Here is an 18,497-nt window from a genome sequence, read left to right on the forward strand (position 1 = left end):
GGTACTGCAGGGGGGACCCTGTGGGAGAGTAGGACGCCGCCGAACAATCATTCCAAAAAGACCCCCTCCGGTTCAGGAGGGGGTCTTTTTGCGTTTCCGGGGCGCGCAGGTCGCGCTGCCGGCCGCTGGCCGTGGCCGCGCCGAGAGCCCATCAAAATGGCGCTAAAACTCCCAGCTCAGGGCCCGTATCGCTGGCAAACCGGCGCCTGCGCCGTAGTCTCGAAGGCGAAGGGAACTGGTGTCCGGGATGGCCGCCAGGCTCGGCCGGATCAAGAATGGTGCACATGGGACGCGGCAGGCTGCGGATCTACCTCGGGGCGGCGCCCGGGGTCGGTAAGACGTACGCCATGCTCGCGGAGGCGCACCGGCGGTCGGAGCGGGGGACGGACGTCGTGGTGGCGTTCGTCGAGGACCACGGGCGCCGGCACACGGCCGAGCAGGTCACGGGGCTTGAGCTGGTGCCGCGACAGGTGCTGACGCACCGCGGGGCCGTGTTCACGGAGATGGACCTGGACGCGGTGCTGGCGCGCCGGCCGCAGGTGGCGCTGGTGGACGAGCTGGCGCACACCAATGTGCCGGGGTGCCGCAACGACAAGCGCTGGCAGGACGTCCAGGAGCTGCTCGCGGCCGGGATCGACGTCATCTCGACGGTGAACATCCAGCATCTGGAGTCGCTGGGTGACGTCGTCGAGGGCATCACGGGGGTGCGGCAGCGGGAGACCGTGCCGGACGAGGTGGTCCGCCGGGCCGACCAGATCGAGCTCGTCGACATGTCGCCGCAGGCGCTGCGGCGCCGGCTGGCGCACGGCAACGTGTACGCGCCGGAGAAGATCGACGCGGCGCTCGCCCACTACTTCCGGCCGGGGAACCTGACGGCGCTGCGCGAGCTGGCGCTGCTGTGGACGGCGGACCGGGTCGACGAGTACCTGCAGAAGTACCGGGCGGAGCAGGGCATCAAGGGGACCTGGCAGGCCCGCGAGCGGATCGTGGTCGGTCTGACGGGCGGTCCGGAGGGGGCGACCCTGATCCGGCGGGCGGCCCGGATCGCGGCCCGCGGCTCGGGCGGTGAACTGCTGGCCGTGCACATCTCCCGGTCGGACGGGCTGGCCGGCTCGGGCTCCGGTTCCTCGCAGACGCTGATCGAGCAGCGGGCGCTGGTGGAGAGCCTGGGCGGTTCGTACCACGCGGTGCTGGGCGACGACCCGGCGGCGGGGCTGCTGGACTTCGCGCGGGGGGTGAACGCGACGCAGATCGTGCTCGGCACCAGCCGGCGGCCGGCCTGGCAGTACGTCTACGGCCCGGGCGTGAGCGGCACGGTGACCCGGGAGTCGGGCGACATCGACGTGCACATCGTCACCCACGAGCACGCCGCGAAGGGGCGCGGGCGGATCCCGATCCGCAAGGTGACCGATCTGGGCCGGACGCGGACGATCGTGGGCTGGCTGATCGGGCTGGCGGGGCCGCCGCTGCTGGCGCTGGTGCTCACCAACGTCCACGGCCTGGGCCTGACCACGGACATGCTGCTGTTCCTGTCGCTGACGGTGTGCGCGGCGCTGGTGGGCGGACTGTTCCCGGCGATCGCCTCGGCGCTGGTCGGGTCCTCGGCGCTGAACTACTACTTCGCGCCGCCGATCCACACGTTCACGATCTCCGAGCCGCAGAACATCATGGCGGTGGCGATATTCACCGCGGTCGGCATGGCCGTGGCCTCGGTCGTCGACCTGGCGGCCCGGCGCACCCACCAGGCGGCCCGCAGCCAGACCGAGGCGCAGACGCTGAGCGCGCTGGCCGGCACGGTGCTGCGCGGGGAGCCGAACGGGGACGGGGTGCTGGCCGCGTTGCTGGAGCAGGTCCGGGAGACCTTCCAGCAGGAATCGGTGGCCCTGCTGGAGCGGCCCGACCGGGGCGGGGAGTGGCAGGCCGCGGCGACGGCGGGCCCGCGTCCCCCGGAGCGGCCGGAGACGGCCGACGTGGACGTGCCGATCGGGGAGACGCTGGCGCTGGTGCTGCGCGGCCGGGTGCTGCCGGGCGAGGACCGCCGGCTGCTCGGGGCGTTCGCCGCGCAGGCCGCCGTGGTGCTGGAGCGCCGGCGGCTGGCGGGGGAGGCGGCGGCCGCCCGGCGGGAGGCCGAGGGGAACCGGATCCGGACCGCGCTGCTGGCGGCCGTCTCGCACGATCTGCGCACGCCGCTCGCGGGGATCAAGGCCTCGGTGAGCTCGCTCCGCTCGGCGGACGTGGAGTGGGACGAGGAGGACGAGGCGGAGCTGCTGGCGGGGATCGAGGCCGGCGCCGACCGGCTCGACCATCTGATCAACAACCTGCTCGACATGAGCCGGCTGCAGACCGGGACGGTCACGCCGCTGATCCAGGAGACCGACCTGGACGAGGTGGTGCCGTTCGCGCTCGGCGGGGTGCCGCCGGGGGCGGTCCGGCTGGACGTGCCGGAGACGCTGCCGATGATCCGGGCCGACGGCGGGCTGCTGGAGCGGTCGCTGGCCAATCTGATCGAGAACGCCGTCAAGTACAGCCCGCACGGGGTGAAGGTGCTGGTCAAGGCCGACGCGCTGGAGCCGGCGGACGGGCCGGGCCGGGTGGAGCTGCGGATCGTGGACCGCGGGCCGGGGGTGCCGGAGGAGGCCAAGGAGCGGATCTTCGCGCCGTTCCAGCGGTACGGGGACGCACCGCGCGGCGCCGGGGTGGGGCTCGGGCTCGCGGTGGCGCGCGGCTTCGTGGAGGCGATGGACGGCACGGTGTCCGCCGAGGACACGCCGGGCGGCGGGCTGACGATGGTCGTCACCCTGCCCGCCGTCGAACGCGCCCCGGACCGCGAGGGACCCGTCCCCGGCGGACCGGCCGACGGCGTCCCCGGTCCCGGCTTCGCTGAGCCCGGCTTCGCTGAGCCCGGCGCCCCAGCGCCGGGTGTCCCCGATCCCGGCGTCCCGCAGCCGGCCCCGCCTCCGGCATGATCACCCCCGTCCCCCGACGACCGCTGAACGACCACTTCCGATCAGACCGACAGCCCCGAAAGGCGGAGCCCGTATGACCCGGGTCCTCGTCGTGGACGACGAACCGCAGATCGTCCGCGCGCTGGTGATCAACCTCAAGGCCCGCAAGTACGAGGTCGACGCGGCGCACGACGGCACGAGCGCCCTGGAGCTCGCCGCCGCGCGCCACCCCGACGTCGTCGTCCTCGACCTCGGCCTGCCCGACATGGACGGGGTCGAGGTGATCAAGGGCCTGCGCGGCTGGACCCGGGTGCCGATCATCGTGCTCTCCGCCCGGCACGCCTCCGACGAGAAGGTCGAGGCGCTGGACGCCGGCGCCGACGACTACGTCACCAAGCCCTTCGGCATGGACGAGCTGCTGGCCCGGATGCGCGCCGCCGTCCGCCGGGCCGAGCCGGTCACCGGGGAGGACGGCTCGGTGGTGGTCACCGACAGCTTCACCGTCGACCTGGCGGCGAAGAAGGTGAACCGGGACGGCACCGACGTCCGCCTTACCCCGACCGAGTGGCATCTGCTGGAGGTCCTGGTCCGCAACGCGGGCCGCCTGGTCAGCCAGACCCAGCTGCTCCAGGAGGTCTGGGGGCCGGCCTACCGGACGGAGACGAACTACCTGCGGGTCTACCTCGCCCAGCTGCGGCGCAAGCTCGAACAGGACCCCTCGCACCCGCGGCACTTCATCACCGAGCCGGGCATGGGCTACCGCTTCGAGGGCTGAGCGGACGGGCCGCTCCCGGCGCCCCGGCGGCCGTCCCGGGACGTTCCCGGGGAGCCGGCGGGGCCCTCGCGGCCTGCCGCCGGGGCCCCCGGAACCGGTACCCTTCCGGCATGAGTGGTGACAACAGCAGCGGGCCGCCGCAGGGGCGCTTCCGCCGCATGCTCAGCCGGCTGACCTCCTCCACGGAGGAGTTGGAGGCCGAGGAGCTGCGGCAGGAGAGCGCCGCGGAGTCGGGCTGCACGCCGATCGCCAGCTGCGGGGACCGGCAGCTGGTCACCGTCGCGGGCACCCTGCGCACCGTGACGCTCCGCCCGCGGGCCGGTGTGCCTGCCCTGGAGGCGGAACTGTTCGACGGCACCGAGGCGCTGGACGTGGTCTGGCTCGGGCGCCGCTCCATCGCGGGCATCGAGCCGGGGCGCCGTCTGGTCGCCAGCGGCCGGATCAGTCACGCCCGCGGCCGTCGGGTGCTGTTCAACCCGCGCTACGAGCTGCGGCCGGTCGGACACGGGAGCGAGCGAGCGTGAGCAACCAGCCCGGCGGCGAGCCCGCCGCCCAGCTCGGCCTGGTCGATGTCGCCCGCGACGAGGAGGCGGCCCGGCAGGCGCAGGCCTCGCGGGAGGCCGCCGACACCGTGATGAAGGCGTTCGGCGGGGTCCGGGGCATGATCGACATGACCCTGCCCGGCCTGGTCTTCATCATCACCTACAACATCACCCACAAGGTGCCGGCGGCTGCCTGGGCGGCGCTGGGCCTGAGCGCGCTGTTCGTGGTGGCGCGGCTGCTCAAGCGGGAGACCGTCCAGCACGCCTTCAGCGGCGTGTTCGGCGTGGCCATCGGTGCCTGGATCTCGATGAAGACCGGCAAGGCGGAGAACTTCTACCTGCCGGGCCTGCTGTGGAACGTCGGCTACTGCGTGGGCCTGGCGGTCTCCGCGCTGGTCCGCTGGCCGCTGATCGGCATCATGCTCGGCCCGGTGACCGGCGAGATGTTCACCTGGCGCAAGCAGAACCCGGGCCGGCTGGCCGCCTACACCAAGGCCACCTGGGCGTGGGTGGCGATCATGGGCATCAAGCCGGTGATCCTCTTCCCGCTCTACTTCACCCACAACGTCAACCTGCTGGGCTGGCTCAAGGTCGCCCTGGGCATCCCGCCGCTGCTGCTGGCGATGTACGTGACCTGGCAGATCCTGCTGAAGGCGCCGCCGCCGATCAAGGCGCAGCTGGACGAGGAGCCGGCGGTGGGCGAGCACCCCGCCGACGAGTCGTCCGCCGGCCGGTAGCAGGCGGCCGGTCCACCGCCGAGGGCCCGCACTCCCAGCGAGTGCGGGCCCTCGGCGTCGTTCCGCGCGGGCTACTGGGCGCCGGCGGAGCCGGAGAGCAGGTCCTCCAGCTCCTCCTCGCGCTCCTGGGCGGCCACGAAGAGCAGCTCGTCGCCGCCCTCCAGGGTGTCGTCCTTGCCGGGCACCAGGACCCGGCCCTCGCGCAGGATCGTCACCAGCGCGGTGTCCGGCGGCCACGGGACGTCGCCGACCCGGGTGCCGACCAGTTCGGTGTCCTCGGCGAGGGTCAGCTCGACGAGGTTGGCGTTGCCCTGGCTGAAGCGCATCAGCCGGACCAGGTCGCCGACGCTGACCGCCTCCTCGACCAGGGCGGACATCAGGCGCGGGGTGGAGACGGCCACGTCCACGCCCCAGGACTCGTTGAAGAGCCACTCGTTCTTCGGGTTGTTCACCCGGGCGACCACCCGCGGCACGCCGTACTCGGTCTTGGCGAGCAGCGAGACGACCAGGTTGACCTTGTCGTCACCGGTGGCGGCGATCACCACGTGGCAGCGCTGCAGCGCCGCCTCGTCGAGCGAGGTGATCTCGCAGGCGTCGGCCAGCAGCCACTCGGCCATGGGTACCCGCTCCACCGAGATGGAGTTCGGGTTCTTGTCGATCAGCAGGACCTCGTGGCCGTTCTCCAGCAGCTCGCCCGCGATCGAGCGGCCGACGGCGCCGGCTCCGGCGATGGCGACTCGCATCAGTGACCTTCCTTCTGCGGGCCCTGCGCGAACGCGGCCTCGACCGCCGTCAGGTCGGCCCGGCGCAGCATCACGTGCACCAGGTCGCCCTCCTGCACCACCATCTGGGACGAGGGCAGCAGGCCCTCGCCGAGCCGGGTGACGAACGCCACCCGGGTGCCGGAGACGGCCTCCAGCTCGCTCAGCCGGTGGCCGACCCACTCCGGGGCGTAGGCGACCTCGGCGAGCTGGACGGCGCCGCTCGGGTCCTGCCAGAGCGGCTCGGCGCCGCTCGGCAGCAGGCGGCGCAGCATCTGGTCGGCCGTCCAGCGGACGGTGGCGACGGTGGGGATGCCCAGGCGCTGGTAGACCTCGGCGCGGCGGGGGTCGTAGATCCGGGCCGCGACGTTCTCCACGCCGAAGTTCTCCCGGGCCACCCGGGCGGCGATGATGTTGGAGTTGTCACCGCTGGAGACGGCGGCGAAGGCGCCCGCCTCCTCGATGCCGGCCTCCCGCAGGGTGTCCTGGTCGAAGCCGACGCCGGTCACCCGGCGCCCGTTGAACCCGGCGCCCAGGCGGCGGAAGGCCGTCGGGTCCTGGTCGACCACGGCCACCGAGTGGCCCTGTTTCTCCAGTGCGCGGGCGAGCGCGGAGCCCACCCGGCCGCAGCCCATGATGACGATGTGCACCGGCGCTACCTCACCCGTCCTATTGGGGCCATGACCTGCGCAAACACCGTTCGATCTCCGTTTCCCCGCCCCGTCGTCCGAGGCGGGCTTCTTCGTGGGGCTCGGTACGACAACCTGAGTGTTGCCCGCCTGCTCGTATCCGACACGCTAGCCGGTCCACCGAACACAGTCGCGACGAAGGGGGGCACGAACCGGGGGCGTGCGTCGGACCGGGCGCCGTCCTGCCCCTACGATTCCTTAACGTGCCTATGCCGACTGACCTACCGAAACGCATCCTCATCGGGCGTGCGTTGCGCAGCGACAAGCTGGGGGAGACGCTGCTCCCCAAGCGCATCGCGCTGCCCGTCTTCGCCTCGGACGCGCTCTCCTCGGTCGCGTACGCGCCCGAGGAGATCCTGCTGACCCTCTCCCTGGCGGGTGCCTCTGCCATCCACTTCTCGTGGCAGATCGGCGTCGTGGTCGCCATCGTGATGCTCGCGGTGGTGGCCTCGTACCGGCAGAACGTGCACGCCTACCCGAGCGGCGGCGGTGACTACGAGGTCGCCACCGTGAACCACGGCCCGAACTCCGGCCTGGTGGTCGCGAGCGCGCTGATGGTCGACTACATCCTCACCGTGGCGGTCTCCACCACCTCGGGCGTGGCCAACGTGGTGTCGGCGGTGCCGGCGCTGCGCGGCCACGAGCTGACCCTGTCGGTCGTCGTGGTCATCCTGTTGATGGGGATGAACCTGCGCGGCGTGCGGGAGTCCGGCACGGCCTTCGCCGTCCCGACCTACGCCTTCATGATCGGCGTGCTCGGCATGGTGGTGTACGGCGTGGTCCGGCACTTCGGGCTGGGGCAGGACATGCCGTCCGAGAGCTCCGGTTTCCACCTGGAGCCGACCCCCGGCAACGAGTCGCTGGCCGGCTTCGCGATGGTGTTCCTGCTGCTCAAGGCGTTCTCCTCGGGCTGTGCGGCGCTGACCGGCGTGGAGGCGATCTCCAACGGCGTGCCGGCGTTCCGCAAGCCGAAGAGCAAGAACGCGGCGACCACCCTGCTGATGATGGCGAGCATCGCCGTCGTGATGTTCATGGGCATCATCTGGCTGGCCCGGCTGACCGGCGTCCAGATGGCCGAGGAGCCGCATCAGCTGGTCGGCGCGCCCGGCGACTACCACCAGAAGACCGCGCTGGCCCAGATCAGCGAGGCGGTGTTCTCGAACTTCACGCCGGGCTTCTACTTCGTCGCCGCCGTCACCGGGCTGATCCTGGTGCTGGCCGCCAACACCGCGTTCAACGGCTTCCCGGTGCTGGGCTCGATCCTGGCGCAGGACCGCTACCTGCCGCGGCAGCTGCACACCCGCGGCGACCGGCTGGCCTTCTCCAACGGCATCATCCTGCTGGCGCTGGCCGCGATCCTGTTCATCATCGCCTTCGACGCGGACCCGACGCGGCTGATCCAGCTGTACATCGTCGGCGTCTTCGTGTCGTTCAACATGAGCCAGTCCGGCATGATCCGGCACTGGACCAGGAACCTGCGCACCGAGAGCGACCCGGCCAAGCGCCGCCACATGCAGCGCAGCCGGGCGATCAACACCTTCGGTCTGGTGATGACCATGGCGGTGCTGATCGTCGTGCTCGCCACCAAGATCAGCCACGCCTGGATCGCCATCGCGGCGATGGTCGTGCTGTTCGTGATGATGAAGGCGATCCGCCGGCACTACGACCGGGTCTCGGCGGAGCTGGTCGCCGCCGAGGAGCCGGACGACGTGGTGCTGCCCACCCGGGTGCACGCGATCGTGCTGGTCTCCAAGCTGCACAAGCCGGCGCTGCGGGCGCTGGCGTACGCGCGGCTCGCCCGGGCCCACACCCTGGAGGCGGTGACCGTGAACGTCGATCCGGCGGACACCGCGGCGCTGCGCGAGGAGTGGGACGAGCGGGGGATCGAGGTGCCGCTGAAGGTGCTGGACTCCCCGTACCGGGAGATCACCGGGCCGGTGCTGGACTACGTGAAGAACCTGCGCCGCAGCAGTCCGCGCGACGTGGTGTCGGTGTACATCCCGGAGTACGTGGTCGGCCACTGGTACGAGCACCTGCTGCACAACCAGAGCGCGCTGCGGCTCAAGGGCCGGCTGCTGTTCAAGCCGGGCGTGATGGTGACCTCGGTGCCGTGGCAGCTGGAGTCCTCGGAGCGTCGCAAGCCGCAGAAGGCCTGGTCGGCGCCGGGTTCCGTCCGGCGTGGTGAGCCCCGGGCGCCCAAGGCCGTAAAGTCGGAAGTCTCGGCGAAGCCCGCCGGCCCGGCCGACCGCAGCACGAAGGACTCCTCCCAGTGACCCGCAACACCCCGTCTCGTTCCCATGGCTCCTCCGGCTCCTCGGGCAAGGGCGCCCGCAAGGGCGGTGCCGCCGGCCGACCCGGGCAGGTCGCCCGGCCGCGCTGGGGCAAGCCGTCGCGCCCGGAGGCGACCGACCGCGACGGCTTCACCGCGCGGACGGCGCCGCTGGCTCCGGAGGAGCGCGCCCCGGAGCGCGTGGACGAGCCCGCGCGCCCGGAGCGCGGCGAGCGCGCCGAGCGCCCGCGCAAGCAGACCGTGCGCCCGCCGCGGGCGCTGCGCGACGCCGCCCGCGCGCCGCGGGCCGAGGCCGCGTCCAAGGCGCCCAGGGCGTCCAAGGCGACCGGGCCGGCCAAGGGCCCGAAGACGCCCAAGGCGCCCCAGGCCCCGAGGGTGCCCACCGGCGACCCGCTGGTCGGCGAGCGCTACGAGGTCGAGGTCGGCCCCGTCGCGCACGGCGGCGGGCACTGCGTGGCCCGGCACGAGGGCCGGGTGCTGTTCGTCCGGCACACGCTGCCGGGCGAGCGGGTGATCGCGCAGGTCACCGAGGGCACCACCACCTCGCGCTTCCTGCGGGCCGACGCGGTGGAGGTCCTGGAGCCCGCCAAGGACCGGATCGCGCCGCCGTGCCCGTTCGCCGGGCCCGGCAAGTGCGGCGGCTGCGATTGGCAGCACGTCACCCCGGGCGGCCAGCGCAAGCTCAAGGTGCAGGTGCTGACCGAGCAGCTGGCGAAGCTGGCCGGACTGACCCCGGCCGAGGCCGGCTGGGACGGCAGCGTCGAGCCGGTCGGCGGCAAGCTGCCGGCTGGCCAGGTGCCGGCCTGGCGCACCCGCGTCCAGTACGCCGTCGACCCGGCGAGCGGCAGGGTCGGGCTGCGCAAGCACCGCTCGCACGGGATCCAGCCGGTCGACCGCTGCCTGATCGCCGCCGAGGGTGTCACCGAGCTCGGTGTGGAGTCCCGCGACTGGCCGGGCGTCGCCTCGGTCGAGGCGATCGCCGCCTCCGGCTCGATGGACCGCCAGGTGGTCCTCACCCCGGCGCCGGGCGCCCAGCTGCCGCTGGTCGAGCTGGACCGTCCGGTCTCCATCGCCCGGATCGACGACCAGGGCAACACCCACCGGGTGCACGGCCGCGGCTTCGTGCGCGAGCGCGCCGCCGGGCGCACCTGGCGGGTCAGCAACGGCGGCTTCTGGCAGATCCACCCGGAGGCGCCGGACACCCTGGTCGACGCCGTGCTCGACGGCCTGGACCCGCAGTGGGGCGAGAACGCGCTCGACCTCTACTGCGGGGTGGGCCTGTTCGCGGGCGCGCTGGCCGACCGGGTCGGCGAGGACGGGGCGGTGCTCGGCATCGAGTCCGGCAAGCAGGCGGTGGCCGACGCCCGGCACAACCTGGCCGCGCTGGAGAACGTCCGGATCGAGTGCGACCGGGTCGAGGCGCTGCTGCCGCGCACCGGGATCACGGCGACCGACCTCATCGTGCTCGACCCGCCGCGCGCGGGCGCCGGGCGGGAGACCGTCGCCCACCTGTCCGGGCTCGGCGCCCGCCGGATCGCGTACGTGGCCTGCGACCCCGCGGCCCTCGCCCGGGACCTCGGGTTCTTCCGCGAGGGCGGCTACCGGCCGGTCTCGCTGCGGGCCTTCGACCTGTTCCCGATGACGCACCACTTCGAGTGCGTGGCGATCCTGGAGCCCGTCGGGGGCGAGTGAGCCCGCGCGGACGACGACGGAGGCGGCACCCGGGGTTTCCGGGTGCCGCCTCCGTCGTGTCGCCGCGGGCGGGTCAGGGCAGGGGGTGTTCCTCTTCCCGGTCGTCGTGCGGCAGGTCGATGCCGTGCTGGGCGGCGAGCCGGATCAGCGCGGTGATCCGGCCCTCGTACGCCTGGACGCCGTCGGCGTCCCCTTCGGCCCGGGCGGCCGCGAGTTCCTTGCGGGCCTGGGCGAGCTGCTCGCGCAGCTCCTGGTCGAACATGGCTGTCATTGCCGGCCTCCACACCGGTCGGTGCCGCTCCACGGAATGCTCAGGGCACTTCAGAGTCTCTGAAGGTGAAGAACTCTTCAAGTCTCGCTCCCGGCGGGTGCCGGGCGCGTCGGGCGGGCGTGCGCGGGGGCCGCGCGCGCCCTTGTTGTGCTAGCACATCAGCGCTAGCTTGAGGTTCATGGGTAAGAAGCAGCTGAACGTCCGGGTGGACGCCACCACCGCGGAGATGGCCCGGGAACGGGCGGAGCAGCAGGGGATCAGCATGAACCAGTACATCGAGCGCCTGGTCCAGCAGGACATGGGCGAGGCCGGGCGGGTCTTCGTCGACGCGGCCGCGCAGTTCATGAAGGAGTACGAGACGGCGTTCCTCGCCGAGTTCGGCGAGCAGCGCGGCGGGGCCGACCTCCAGGACGTGCGCCGTTGAAACTGGAGGTCGACCTCTCGTGGCTGCTCATGACCGCCGAGCAGTACACACCCGGTGACCCGCAGGTCACCGACTACGGATCGCTGCTCGCCGCCGTCGCCCGGCACCAGGCCGAGATCTTCGACATCGCCGTCTACCCCGAACCGCAGGACCGCGCCGCCGCCCTCATGCACCAGCTGATCCGGGTGCCGGCGCTGGAGAAGACCAACGAACTGTTCGCCACCGCCGCCGCCTACGCCTACCTGGTGGCCAGCGGCTGCACGGTGGCGACCACGGCCCGCGAGGTCCGCAGCCTCGCCCGCGCCATCCGCGAGGGGCGGCTGACCGTCTCCGGGGTGGCCGACCGGCTGGCCGCCTGGGTGGTCGACGAGGCCGAGGACGAGGAGGTCAGCGGCGAGGACGACGACGACTCGGAGTGAGCGCGGGGCCGGCCCGGGCCCGCTCAGGCGCTCCCGGCCGGTTCGGCGATCAGCGCCGTCGCGAACGGACGGAAACCCGCCCGGCGGTAGATCCGGGCCACGTCCTCGTCGGCCGCGGACAGGAACACCGTGCGCACCCCGTTCGCCCGGGCGTGCGCGACCAGCGCCGCGGTGACCGCCTGCCCCAGCCCGCGCCGGCGCGCCGAGGGCAGCGTGCCCACGCCCGCCACCTCGGTGACCGCGCCGACCGGGTTGTGCTGGCCCGCGCACAGCGGCGTGCCGCCCTCGAACGCCGCGGCGAGCACCGTGTGCCCGGACCCGATCCGCTCGGCGACCCGCGCCGCCGTGCCGTCGGCCGCCACCGCCTCGGCCCCCGCGGCGAGCTCCACCGCTCCGGCACCGCCCACCCCGGTGCCCGGCTCGCCGAACGCCAGGTGCGGCACGGCCACCGCCTGCGCGAGCGCCGGATCGTCGGCGGCCAGCACCCGCACCGCCACCCCGTCCGGGGCGTCCGGCACGTCCTGCCGCGGACCCAGCACCAGCAGCGGGTGCTCGTGCACCGCCAGCCCCGCCTCCTCCACCGCCGCGCGCAGCAGCGGATCGTGCTCGGCCACCCACTCGAAGGCCTGCGGCAGACCCAGCTCGCGCTGACGGTCCAGCACCCGGCGGACGTCCTCGGCGGTGGCCGCCGGCCCCTCGTGGCCCAGCGCCGGCCGCGCGTAGTACGGCCAGCCGGCGCCCTCGCGGACGAACAGACTGAGCGGGCCGAAGTCCTCGACGCGCGCGGCCGCGCGCGGCACCGCGTCGTAGTAGCGCTCGATCTCCTCGAGGAGGTCGGGGTCGGGGGCGGCGGCTGCAAGATCGTCAGAGGTCACGCCGTGCATCCAAGCAGGACCGACGCGTTCCTGCCAGGGATTTGCGGCCCCGGCGGGCAACGGCCCCAAAGGGCCCCCGGCCACCCGGCGTCCGCCGGGGCCGCCCGGCTCGGGCATTTCCGCGCGATTGTTGCCGAACGCTTACAGGCCGGACGATCTTGTGTGCGGGCCCCATGACATCCTGGGGCCTTTACAGCTCTGCCGGACGGGAACGGCGGACGTCCGCGCTGGGCGAAGCGAGGGGGATGACTGGGTCATGAGGCTCTGCTTTCTGGTGGAGGAGCACTACCGGCACGACGGCATGCCGCTCGACGTCGTCCGCCGGCTCACCGCGTGGGGCCACCGGGTGGACGTGCTGCGCCCCGGCGACTCGCTGATGGCGATCTCCGAGGCCGTGCGCGCCGGGAGCCACGACGCCTGGGTGCTCAAGACCGTCTCCGGCGGGCCCGGCCTGACCCTGCTGGAGGCCGCCGCGGCCGTCGGCCTCACCACCGTCAACGACGTCCGCTCGATCCGCGGCGTCCGCGACAAGGCACTCGCCTCGGTCATCGCCCGCACCCGCGGACTGCCCGTCCCCGTCACCTACGCGGCCGCCCGCTGGGAACGGCTCGCCGAGATCCCCGCCGCCGAGTACCCACTGGTCGTCAAGCCCGCCGACGGCAGCTCGGGACGGGCCGTGCGGCTCGTCCGCGACCCCGGACACCTCGCCGAACTCGGCCCGCTGCTGGCCGGTGAGGGCCTGCTCATCGCCCAGCCCTACGTGCCCAACTCCGGCACCGACCTCAAGGTGTACTGCGTCGACGGCGAGCTCTACGCCACCGAGCGCTGCTCGCCGCTCAACCCCGACCAGGGCGTGCGCGAGCGGCAGGTGCCGCTGCCGGCCGAGGTCGCGCGGATCGCCGCCCAGGTCGGCGAGGTCTTCGGACTCGACCTCTACGGCGTCGACGTGCTGCTCGGCCCGGACGGGCCGGTGGTCGTCGACATCAACGACTTCCCGAGCTTCCGGCAGGTACCGGACGCGGTCGCCCGGGTCGCGCGGGCGATCCTGCGGCTGGCCCGCACCGGCACGGCCGTCACGGCGCCCGCGGTCGCGCTGGACGCCTCCGGACTGGAGGCCGTCGCACTCGGCACCGGGGCGGTCCGGATGCCCGCCCAGGGCGGCGCCGCCCTCGGGATCGGCGGGGTCGGAGCGGCCGGCCTCGGCGGCGTCGGCGTCGGCGGCCCGCTGTGAGGATCGGCCTGATCACCGCCGCGCCCGACCACCCGCTGCTCGCCGCGGCCGGCGCCCTGCTGACCGCGCGCGGCCACCGCGTCGAGGCGCTCGACCCTTGTGGACCGGCGGGCGACGGCCCGCTCGCCGACGTCTACCTGCTCAAGGCCCGCACCCCGGCCGCCCTCGCCCTCGCCCGGTCACTGGAGGAACGCGGCGCCCCCGTCGTCAACCCGGCCGCCGCCACCGAACTCTGCCAGGACCGCACCGCCATGGCCGAACTCGCCCGGCGGGCCGGCCTGCCCTTCGCCCCCACCCGCACCGCCGACGGCCCCGCCGCGCTGCTCGCCCTCGCCGAGGCGGGCGAACTCGCGCTGCCGCTGGTCGTCAAGAGCCGGCACAGCCGCCGCCACGACCTCGTCGCCCGGGTCGACGACCTCACCCGGCTGCGCGCCCTCGCCGAACAGTGGCCCGGCGAACCCGTCGTCGCCCAGCCCTACCTGCCGAGCACCGGCTGGGACCTGAAGCTCTGGGTCGTCGCCGGACAGCTCTTCTGCACCCGCCGGCGCTCCGAACTCGCCGACCCCGGCCACACCGCGCAGCCGCACGGCCCCGCCGGCTTCGGGCCCGGCGACCTGCCCGCCGAACGGGCCCGGCTCGCCCTGCGGGTCGGTGAGGTGTTCGGCCTCGACGTCTACGGCGTCGACCTGCTGGACGGGCCCGACGAGGCGGTCGTCGTCGACGTCAACGCCTTCCCCGGCATCCGCGGGCAGGCCGGCGCACCCGAGGCGCTGGCCGCGCTCGCCCTGCGCGCCGCCGCGGCGGGCAGCCGGGGGAGCCGGCCGCTGCCCGGCCCGCGCACGGCCGCCCCGGCGGATGCGGGCCCCGGCGCCACCGCTCGTTAGGCTGGCACCCCGGCCCGAGCACCCGACCGGGCCGCGAGAGAAGACGGACCCTTGCTGCAGGACATCGAGCCCTACCTGGCCTGCCCGCACTGCGCGCAGCCGCTCACCCTCGACGGGCGCACCCTGCGCTGCCCCGCCGGACACAGCCACGACGTCGCCAAGCAGGGCTACGTCAGCCTGCTCGCCGGCGACGCCCACACCGGCACCGGCGACACCGCCGACATGGTCGCCGCCCGCAGCGACTTCCTCGCCGCCGGCCACTACCGGCCCATCGCCGACGCCCTCGCCGAGGCCGCCGCCGACGCCGGCCCCGAAGGACTCGTCGCCGACCTCGGCGCCGGCACCGGCCACTACCTCGCCCACGTCCTCGACGCCCTCCCCGGCCGGCCCGGCGCCGCCCTCGACATCTCCAAGTACGCGCTGCGCCGCGCCGCCCGGGCCCACCCCCGGATCGGCGCCGTGGTCTGCGACGCGTGGCGCCCGCTGCCGCTGCTGGACGCCTCCGCCGGGCTCGTCCTCAACGTGTTCGCCCCGCGCAACGGCCCCGAACTGCGGCGCGTGCTGCGGCCCGGCGCCACCCTGCTGCTCGTCGCACCCACCCCGCGCCACCTGCGCGAACTCGTCACCGCCCTCGGGCTGCTGTCGGTCGACGAGGAGAAGCAGCGGCGCATCGACGAGAAGCTCGGGCCGCACCTGACACCGGCCGGGCAGCGCGAGGTCGAGTTCACGCTGCGGCTGTCCGCCGAGGACGTGCGGACCGTGGTCGGCATGGGGCCGAGCGCCTGGCACACCGACCCGGACCGGCTGGCGCGGCGGCTCGCCGCCCTGCCGGACCCGGTCGAGGTGACGGCCTCCGTCACCGTCGCCGCCTACCGGCGCTGAACCACGCCGCCGCCCTGGCCGCCGCCGGGCCCGGCCCCGCGCCGGGAGGGGCGCGGGCCCGGCCACCGCGCGCCGGTGCCACCCCGATGGGATGAATCTGCCGGGCAGGCACGTTTCTGCCTCCCGACCGGCGGCTAACGTCCGACGGGTGAACCGCGACGCGACCCGGCCCGCCGTGCCGGCCCACCCGCAGCAGCGCAGCCCGGACCCCGGCGTGCCGACCGTCCAACGCCCGATCGTCGAGGAGATCCGGCTCATCTCCTTCAAGTCCTACCGGCGCGCGACCCTCCCGCTCGCGCCCCTCACCGTGCTGCACGGCCCCGCCGGCGTCGGCAAGTCCAACGCCCTCGACGCCCTCGCCGTCCTCTCCCGGCTCGCCCTCGGCGAGGAGATCGGCGCCTCCCTCGACGGACGGCCCGGCACCACCGGCCCGCTCGCCACCCCCGTCCGCGGCGGCCTCGACGGCTGCGTCCCGCACGGCCGCAACGCCCTCATCCTCGGCTGCACCGTCCGCTCCCCGGACGGGACGATCGGCCTCGAAGCCGTCGTCCGCACCGACGGCCCCGTCCGCATCGCCCGGGAACAGCTCACCCTCGACGGGCAGACCCTCGTCGAGACCGGCGAACAGGACCTGCGCAAAGGCCGCGTCAACGTCAGCTGGCACAACGACACCCGGCAGGGCGACATCCGCGCCCCGTTCCCCAGCGACACGCTGATCACCGCCCAGATCCCCCTGCGGGTCGCCGGCTCCTCGCCCGGCGAACGCAAGGTCCTCGCCGCCGCCGAACAACTGCTCACCGCGCTGCGCGAGGTCTTCCCCGTCCACCCCGTGCCCGCCCTCATGCGCGGCTGGGCCCGCCCCGACCCGCAGGCCCGGCTGCTCAGCACCGCCGCCAACATCTCCGCCGTCGTCGCCCGGCTCGGCAACGAGTGCCCCCGCCGCTACGGGCAACTGCTGCGCGTCGTCCAGTCCGCCGCCCCGCACCCGCTGCTCGGCCTCGACCTCGCCCACCGCGGCAGCGGCAACGACCGGCGGGTGCTCGCCGTCTTCGACGAGGGGCTGCTCGGGCGCACCGGTGCCGACCAGGCCTCCGACGGCATGCTGCGCCACCTCGCGTTCGCCGCCGTGCTGCTCACCGGCGCCGGGGTGCTGGACCTCGACGTGGCCATCGAGGTGCCGTGGGCGCAGCGGCAGCTCACCGTGCTCGCCGACGACCTCGGGGCCGGGCTCGGCACCGACCAGACCGCTTCGCTGCTGCGGCTCGCGCGGGACATGGCCGGGCGCAACCAGCTGCGGGTCTGCGCCACGCTGCAGGAGCCGGCCGCGGCGCGGGACGCGCTGGGCGCGGCGGGCGAACTGCCGCCGGGGGTGGCGGTGGTGGAGTGCCGGCGCGACCCCGGCTCGGGGCTGACAGTGCTGCGGGCGGAGACGGCGCGGGTGCCGGTCCAGGCGGCGCGGGACGGCTCGTCGGCCTCTCCCGTGCCCGCGCCCCGTCCGGCGGCCGGTTCGGCGTCCGGTCCGGTGTCGGGCGATGCGGTAAACCTGGACGGGTGAACGAACGAGAGACCGACATCCCCGGGCCCACGCTGGAAGGGCTGCGGCAGCGGCTGACGGAGTTCGCCGCGGCGCGCCGCTGGGAGCCCTTCCACACGCCCAAGAACCTCGCCGCGGCGCTGACGGTGGAGGCCGGCGAGCTGCTGGAGATCTTCCAGTGGCTCACGCCCGAGCAGGCGTCCGCGGTGATGGCCGATCCGGACCGCGCCCACCGGGTGCGGGACGAGGTGGCCGACGTGCTCGCCTACCTGCTCCAGTTCTGCACGGCGGTCGGGGTCGACCCGCTGACCGCCCTGGAGGCCAAGATCGAGCGCAACGAGCTGCGCTTCCCGGCCCCCGGGGCACCCGGTGACGTCAACCCGGAGGGAGCCTCCTAATCCTCGTGGGGGACGGAAGTTGTCCACAGCCCCCGGGTTTTCCACAGCTTTCCGCTGCTCGCCCGCACCCCCTTCCGTCCCGGCGCACCCTCTCACCGTGACCGCGCGGCAGGGCGCCGCGCGAGCGACGGAAGGAGCGTGCGGCATGGAGGCGCTGCGCCTGATCAAGACCGCCCGGCACGCCCTGGCGGAGACCAGGAACATCCCGGACGTGCTGGCCGAGGCCCGGCAGGCGGCGCTGCTCGCCGAGGCGGTGGGCACCCGGCTCGCGCGGGAGGAGGACGGCGAACTCGTCGGCCTCGGGAGTCTGTTGGCCGAGGCGGCGATGCACGCGGCGTGCTGCCTGGACCATGCGACGGGGGACGTGGCGGCGGTGTCGGCCTTCGGGCCCGGCAGCCGGGCCCGAAGGCTCGGGGACCTCGGCGAGCTCGGGCCGATGCTGGACGAACTCGCCGGGCTCCTGCGGGACATCGGGGAGACGCTGGTCGTGCTGGCCTGCGGGGCCGACACCGAGAGCCTCTACTGGGCGTGCATCGACGGCGTCGACGCCGGGGCGGAGTGCACCCAGCTGGTCGGCCAACTGCGCGACGCCGTGCGGAGGATCGAGGGCGAGCGACCCGGGGAGGCGGAGAGCGCCGAGCGTTTACTGGTGCTCGAACTCGAGCCGCCGGGTCAGCGGGCGGCGGCGGGCCCGCCGTCCTCGTCGGTGGAGGAGGTGGTGGCGGCACCGGTGGCCTGAAGGCCGGCGAGGTCCGCGGTGAGTGAGGCGAGCAGGTCCTGCATCTGCTCCAGCAGCGTCTTCGGGGCGGCCGGCGCCGCCGTCCCGTCGACGGCGGAGGCCTCGGACCAGGGCTCGGGCATGAGGGCACCTCTTCGGATCGGTGGTGCGGTGCGGTCGGCCGGACGCGGCCCGCCGCTGCACCCGACGAACACCCCGCGGCGTGGTCACCGTTCACCACCCGATCCGGCAACGGGGTACCCCTCGGATGGCCGCCGCTCCGCCCCGCCCGGGGGCGCGGAGCGCCTGGGCCCCTGGGCGGCGGCGGCCCGCCCACCCGGCGGGCCGCCGCCGGGGAAGGGCCGTGGTGAACGGGGCCGTGGGACAACGGGATAGCGGGAGTGGGTGGGAGCGGGAAGGGAGGGGGAGG

Annotated in this window: 18 protein-coding genes and 2 pseudogenes; 15 read left to right on the forward strand and 5 right to left on the reverse strand. The window is 74.2% G+C overall.

Annotation, left to right across the window (positions count from 1 at the left end):
- Window positions 1-284 precede the first annotated feature (284 nt).
- The 4 genes from ABT238_RS37275 (at window position 285) to ABT238_RS37290 (ending at window position 4,999) form a co-directional block, all read left to right on the forward strand.
- Window positions 285-2,966, forward strand: a complete 2,682-nt coding sequence (locus ABT238_RS37275; RefSeq protein WP_350806421.1) for an ATP-binding protein — start codon at window positions 285-287, stop codon at window positions 2,964-2,966.
- Between the two features lie 73 nt (window positions 2,967-3,039).
- On the forward strand, window positions 3,040-3,720 hold the full coding sequence (locus ABT238_RS37280; RefSeq protein WP_350572172.1) for a response regulator: 681 nt from the start codon (window positions 3,040-3,042) through the stop codon (window positions 3,718-3,720).
- 110 nt (window positions 3,721-3,830) lie between these two features.
- A complete protein-coding gene (locus ABT238_RS37285) occupies window positions 3,831-4,244 on the forward strand; it encodes an OB-fold nucleic acid binding domain-containing protein (protein WP_350572173.1) in 414 nt (137 codons plus the stop codon).
- On the forward strand, window positions 4,241-4,999 hold the full coding sequence (locus tag ABT238_RS37290) for a DUF3159 domain-containing protein (protein ID WP_350572174.1): 759 nt from the start codon (window positions 4,241-4,243) through the stop codon (window positions 4,997-4,999). The genes ABT238_RS37285 and ABT238_RS37290 overlap by 4 nt, the downstream gene beginning before the upstream one ends.
- A 71-nt stretch (window positions 5,000-5,070) precedes the next feature.
- Here the strand turns inward: ABT238_RS37290 and ABT238_RS37295 are convergent, their stop codons facing one another.
- The gene (locus ABT238_RS37295; RefSeq protein WP_350572175.1) at window positions 5,071-5,742 is read right to left on the reverse strand and encodes a potassium channel family protein; all 672 of its coding nucleotides are present in this window, start codon (window positions 5,740-5,742) and stop codon (window positions 5,071-5,073) included.
- A complete protein-coding gene (locus tag ABT238_RS37300) occupies window positions 5,742-6,410 on the reverse strand; it encodes a potassium channel family protein (protein WP_350572176.1) in 669 nt (222 codons plus the stop codon). The genes ABT238_RS37295 and ABT238_RS37300 overlap by 1 nt, the downstream gene beginning before the upstream one ends.
- A gap of 248 nt (window positions 6,411-6,658) precedes the next feature.
- Between ABT238_RS37300 and ABT238_RS37305 the strand changes: the two genes are divergently transcribed.
- The 3 genes and pseudogenes from ABT238_RS37305 to ABT238_RS38880 form a co-directional block, all read left to right on the forward strand.
- The gene (locus ABT238_RS37305) at window positions 6,659-8,722 is read left to right on the forward strand and encodes an APC family permease (RefSeq protein ID WP_502884418.1); all 2,064 of its coding nucleotides are present in this window, start codon (window positions 6,659-6,661) and stop codon (window positions 8,720-8,722) included.
- 392 nt (window positions 8,723-9,114) lie between these two features.
- Window positions 9,115-9,297 (forward strand): annotated as a pseudogene (locus ABT238_RS38875) (TRAM domain-containing protein); the annotation flags it as partial.
- A 696-nt stretch (window positions 9,298-9,993) separates the two neighbouring features.
- A pseudogene (locus ABT238_RS38880) lies at window positions 9,994-10,431 on the forward strand (class I SAM-dependent RNA methyltransferase); the annotation flags it as partial.
- Window positions 10,432-10,504: 73 nt separating this feature from the next.
- Here the strand turns inward: ABT238_RS38880 and ABT238_RS37315 are convergent.
- Entirely contained in the window at window positions 10,505-10,702 is a 198-nt protein-coding gene (locus ABT238_RS37315; protein WP_350806436.1) for a hypothetical protein, read from the reverse strand.
- A gap of 178 nt (window positions 10,703-10,880) precedes the next feature.
- Between ABT238_RS37315 and ABT238_RS37320 the strand changes: the two genes are divergently transcribed.
- Together ABT238_RS37320 and ABT238_RS37325 are read left to right on the forward strand one after the other, a co-directional pair.
- On the forward strand, window positions 10,881-11,126 hold the full coding sequence (locus tag ABT238_RS37320) for a toxin-antitoxin system HicB family antitoxin (RefSeq protein ID WP_344332776.1): 246 nt from the start codon (window positions 10,881-10,883) through the stop codon (window positions 11,124-11,126).
- Window positions 11,123-11,545: a fic family toxin-antitoxin system, toxin component gene (locus ABT238_RS37325; RefSeq protein WP_350555545.1), complete on the forward strand. Its 423-nt coding sequence runs from the start codon at window positions 11,123-11,125 to the stop codon at window positions 11,543-11,545. The genes ABT238_RS37320 and ABT238_RS37325 overlap by 4 nt, the downstream gene beginning before the upstream one ends.
- Before the next feature lie 23 nt (window positions 11,546-11,568).
- On the opposite strand, the gene ABT238_RS37330 is transcribed toward ABT238_RS37325, so the two are convergent.
- Window positions 11,569-12,429 (reverse strand): GNAT family N-acetyltransferase, encoded by an 861-nt coding sequence (locus ABT238_RS37330; RefSeq protein WP_502884419.1) that lies wholly within the window; start codon window positions 12,427-12,429, stop codon window positions 11,569-11,571.
- Between the two features lie 247 nt (window positions 12,430-12,676).
- On the opposite strand from ABT238_RS37330, the gene ABT238_RS37335 reads away from it, so the two are divergent.
- From ABT238_RS37335 to ABT238_RS37360, 6 genes are all read left to right on the forward strand, one after another.
- Window positions 12,677-13,651, forward strand: a complete 975-nt coding sequence (locus ABT238_RS37335) for an ATP-grasp domain-containing protein (RefSeq protein ID WP_350572181.1) — start codon at window positions 12,677-12,679, stop codon at window positions 13,649-13,651.
- Complete coding sequence (locus ABT238_RS37340) at window positions 13,648-14,535, forward strand: ATP-grasp domain-containing protein (RefSeq protein WP_350806444.1); 888 nt, start codon at window positions 13,648-13,650, stop codon at window positions 14,533-14,535. Before ABT238_RS37335 ends, ABT238_RS37340 begins: the two co-directional genes overlap by 4 nt.
- 51 nt (window positions 14,536-14,586) lie before the next feature.
- The gene (locus ABT238_RS37345; protein WP_350572183.1) at window positions 14,587-15,417 is read left to right on the forward strand and encodes a putative RNA methyltransferase; all 831 of its coding nucleotides are present in this window, start codon (window positions 14,587-14,589) and stop codon (window positions 15,415-15,417) included.
- Window positions 15,418-15,565: 148 nt separating this feature from the next.
- Entirely contained in the window at window positions 15,566-16,972 is a 1,407-nt protein-coding gene (locus ABT238_RS37350; protein ID WP_350806450.1) for an AAA family ATPase, read from the forward strand.
- A complete protein-coding gene (locus ABT238_RS37355) occupies window positions 16,969-17,349 on the forward strand; it encodes a nucleotide pyrophosphohydrolase (RefSeq protein ID WP_350572185.1) in 381 nt (126 codons plus the stop codon). The genes ABT238_RS37350 and ABT238_RS37355 overlap by 4 nt, the downstream gene beginning before the upstream one ends.
- A gap of 145 nt (window positions 17,350-17,494) precedes the next feature.
- Complete coding sequence (locus ABT238_RS37360) at window positions 17,495-18,088, forward strand: DUF6099 family protein (RefSeq protein ID WP_350572186.1); 594 nt, start codon at window positions 17,495-17,497, stop codon at window positions 18,086-18,088.
- On the opposite strand, the gene ABT238_RS37365 is transcribed toward ABT238_RS37360, so the two are convergent.
- Entirely contained in the window at window positions 18,022-18,210 is a 189-nt protein-coding gene (locus ABT238_RS37365) for a hypothetical protein (RefSeq protein ID WP_350572187.1), read from the reverse strand. The genes ABT238_RS37360 and ABT238_RS37365 overlap by 67 nt on opposite strands.
- Window positions 18,211-18,497: the final 287 nt, after the last annotated feature.

The organism is Kitasatospora sp. NPDC001527 (genome assembly GCF_040298605.1).
Lineage (GTDB): Bacteria > Actinomycetota > Actinomycetes > Streptomycetales > Streptomycetaceae > Kitasatospora.

Excerpts from the sequence above, each read along its gene's own strand:
- ABT238_RS37360 (WP_350572186.1), top strand. The coding sequence starts at position 17,495 with ATGGAGGCGCTGCGCCTGATCAAGACCGCCCGGCACGCCCTGGCGGAG.
- ABT238_RS37365 (WP_350572187.1), bottom strand. The coding sequence starts at position 18,210 with ATGCCCGAGCCCTGGTCCGAGGCCTCCGCCGTCGACGGGACGGCGGCG.
- ABT238_RS37285 (WP_350572173.1), top strand. The coding sequence starts at position 3,831 with ATGAGTGGTGACAACAGCAGCGGGCCGCCGCAGGGGCGCTTCCGCCGC.
- ABT238_RS37305 (WP_502884418.1), top strand. The coding sequence starts at position 6,659 with ATGCCGACTGACCTACCGAAACGCATCCTCATCGGGCGTGCGTTGCGC.
- ABT238_RS37275 (WP_350806421.1), top strand. The coding sequence starts at position 285 with ATGGGACGCGGCAGGCTGCGGATCTACCTCGGGGCGGCGCCCGGGGTC.
- ABT238_RS37330 (WP_502884419.1), bottom strand. The coding sequence starts at position 12,429 with ATGCACGGCGTGACCTCTGACGATCTTGCAGCCGCCGCCCCCGACCCC.
- ABT238_RS37280 (WP_350572172.1), top strand. The coding sequence starts at position 3,040 with ATGACCCGGGTCCTCGTCGTGGACGACGAACCGCAGATCGTCCGCGCG.
- ABT238_RS37315 (WP_350806436.1), bottom strand. The coding sequence starts at position 10,702 with ATGACAGCCATGTTCGACCAGGAGCTGCGCGAGCAGCTCGCCCAGGCC.
- ABT238_RS37335 (WP_350572181.1), top strand. The coding sequence starts at position 12,677 with ATGAGGCTCTGCTTTCTGGTGGAGGAGCACTACCGGCACGACGGCATG.
- ABT238_RS37295 (WP_350572175.1), bottom strand. The coding sequence starts at position 5,742 with ATGCGAGTCGCCATCGCCGGAGCCGGCGCCGTCGGCCGCTCGATCGCG.
- ABT238_RS37320 (WP_344332776.1), top strand. The coding sequence starts at position 10,881 with ATGGGTAAGAAGCAGCTGAACGTCCGGGTGGACGCCACCACCGCGGAG.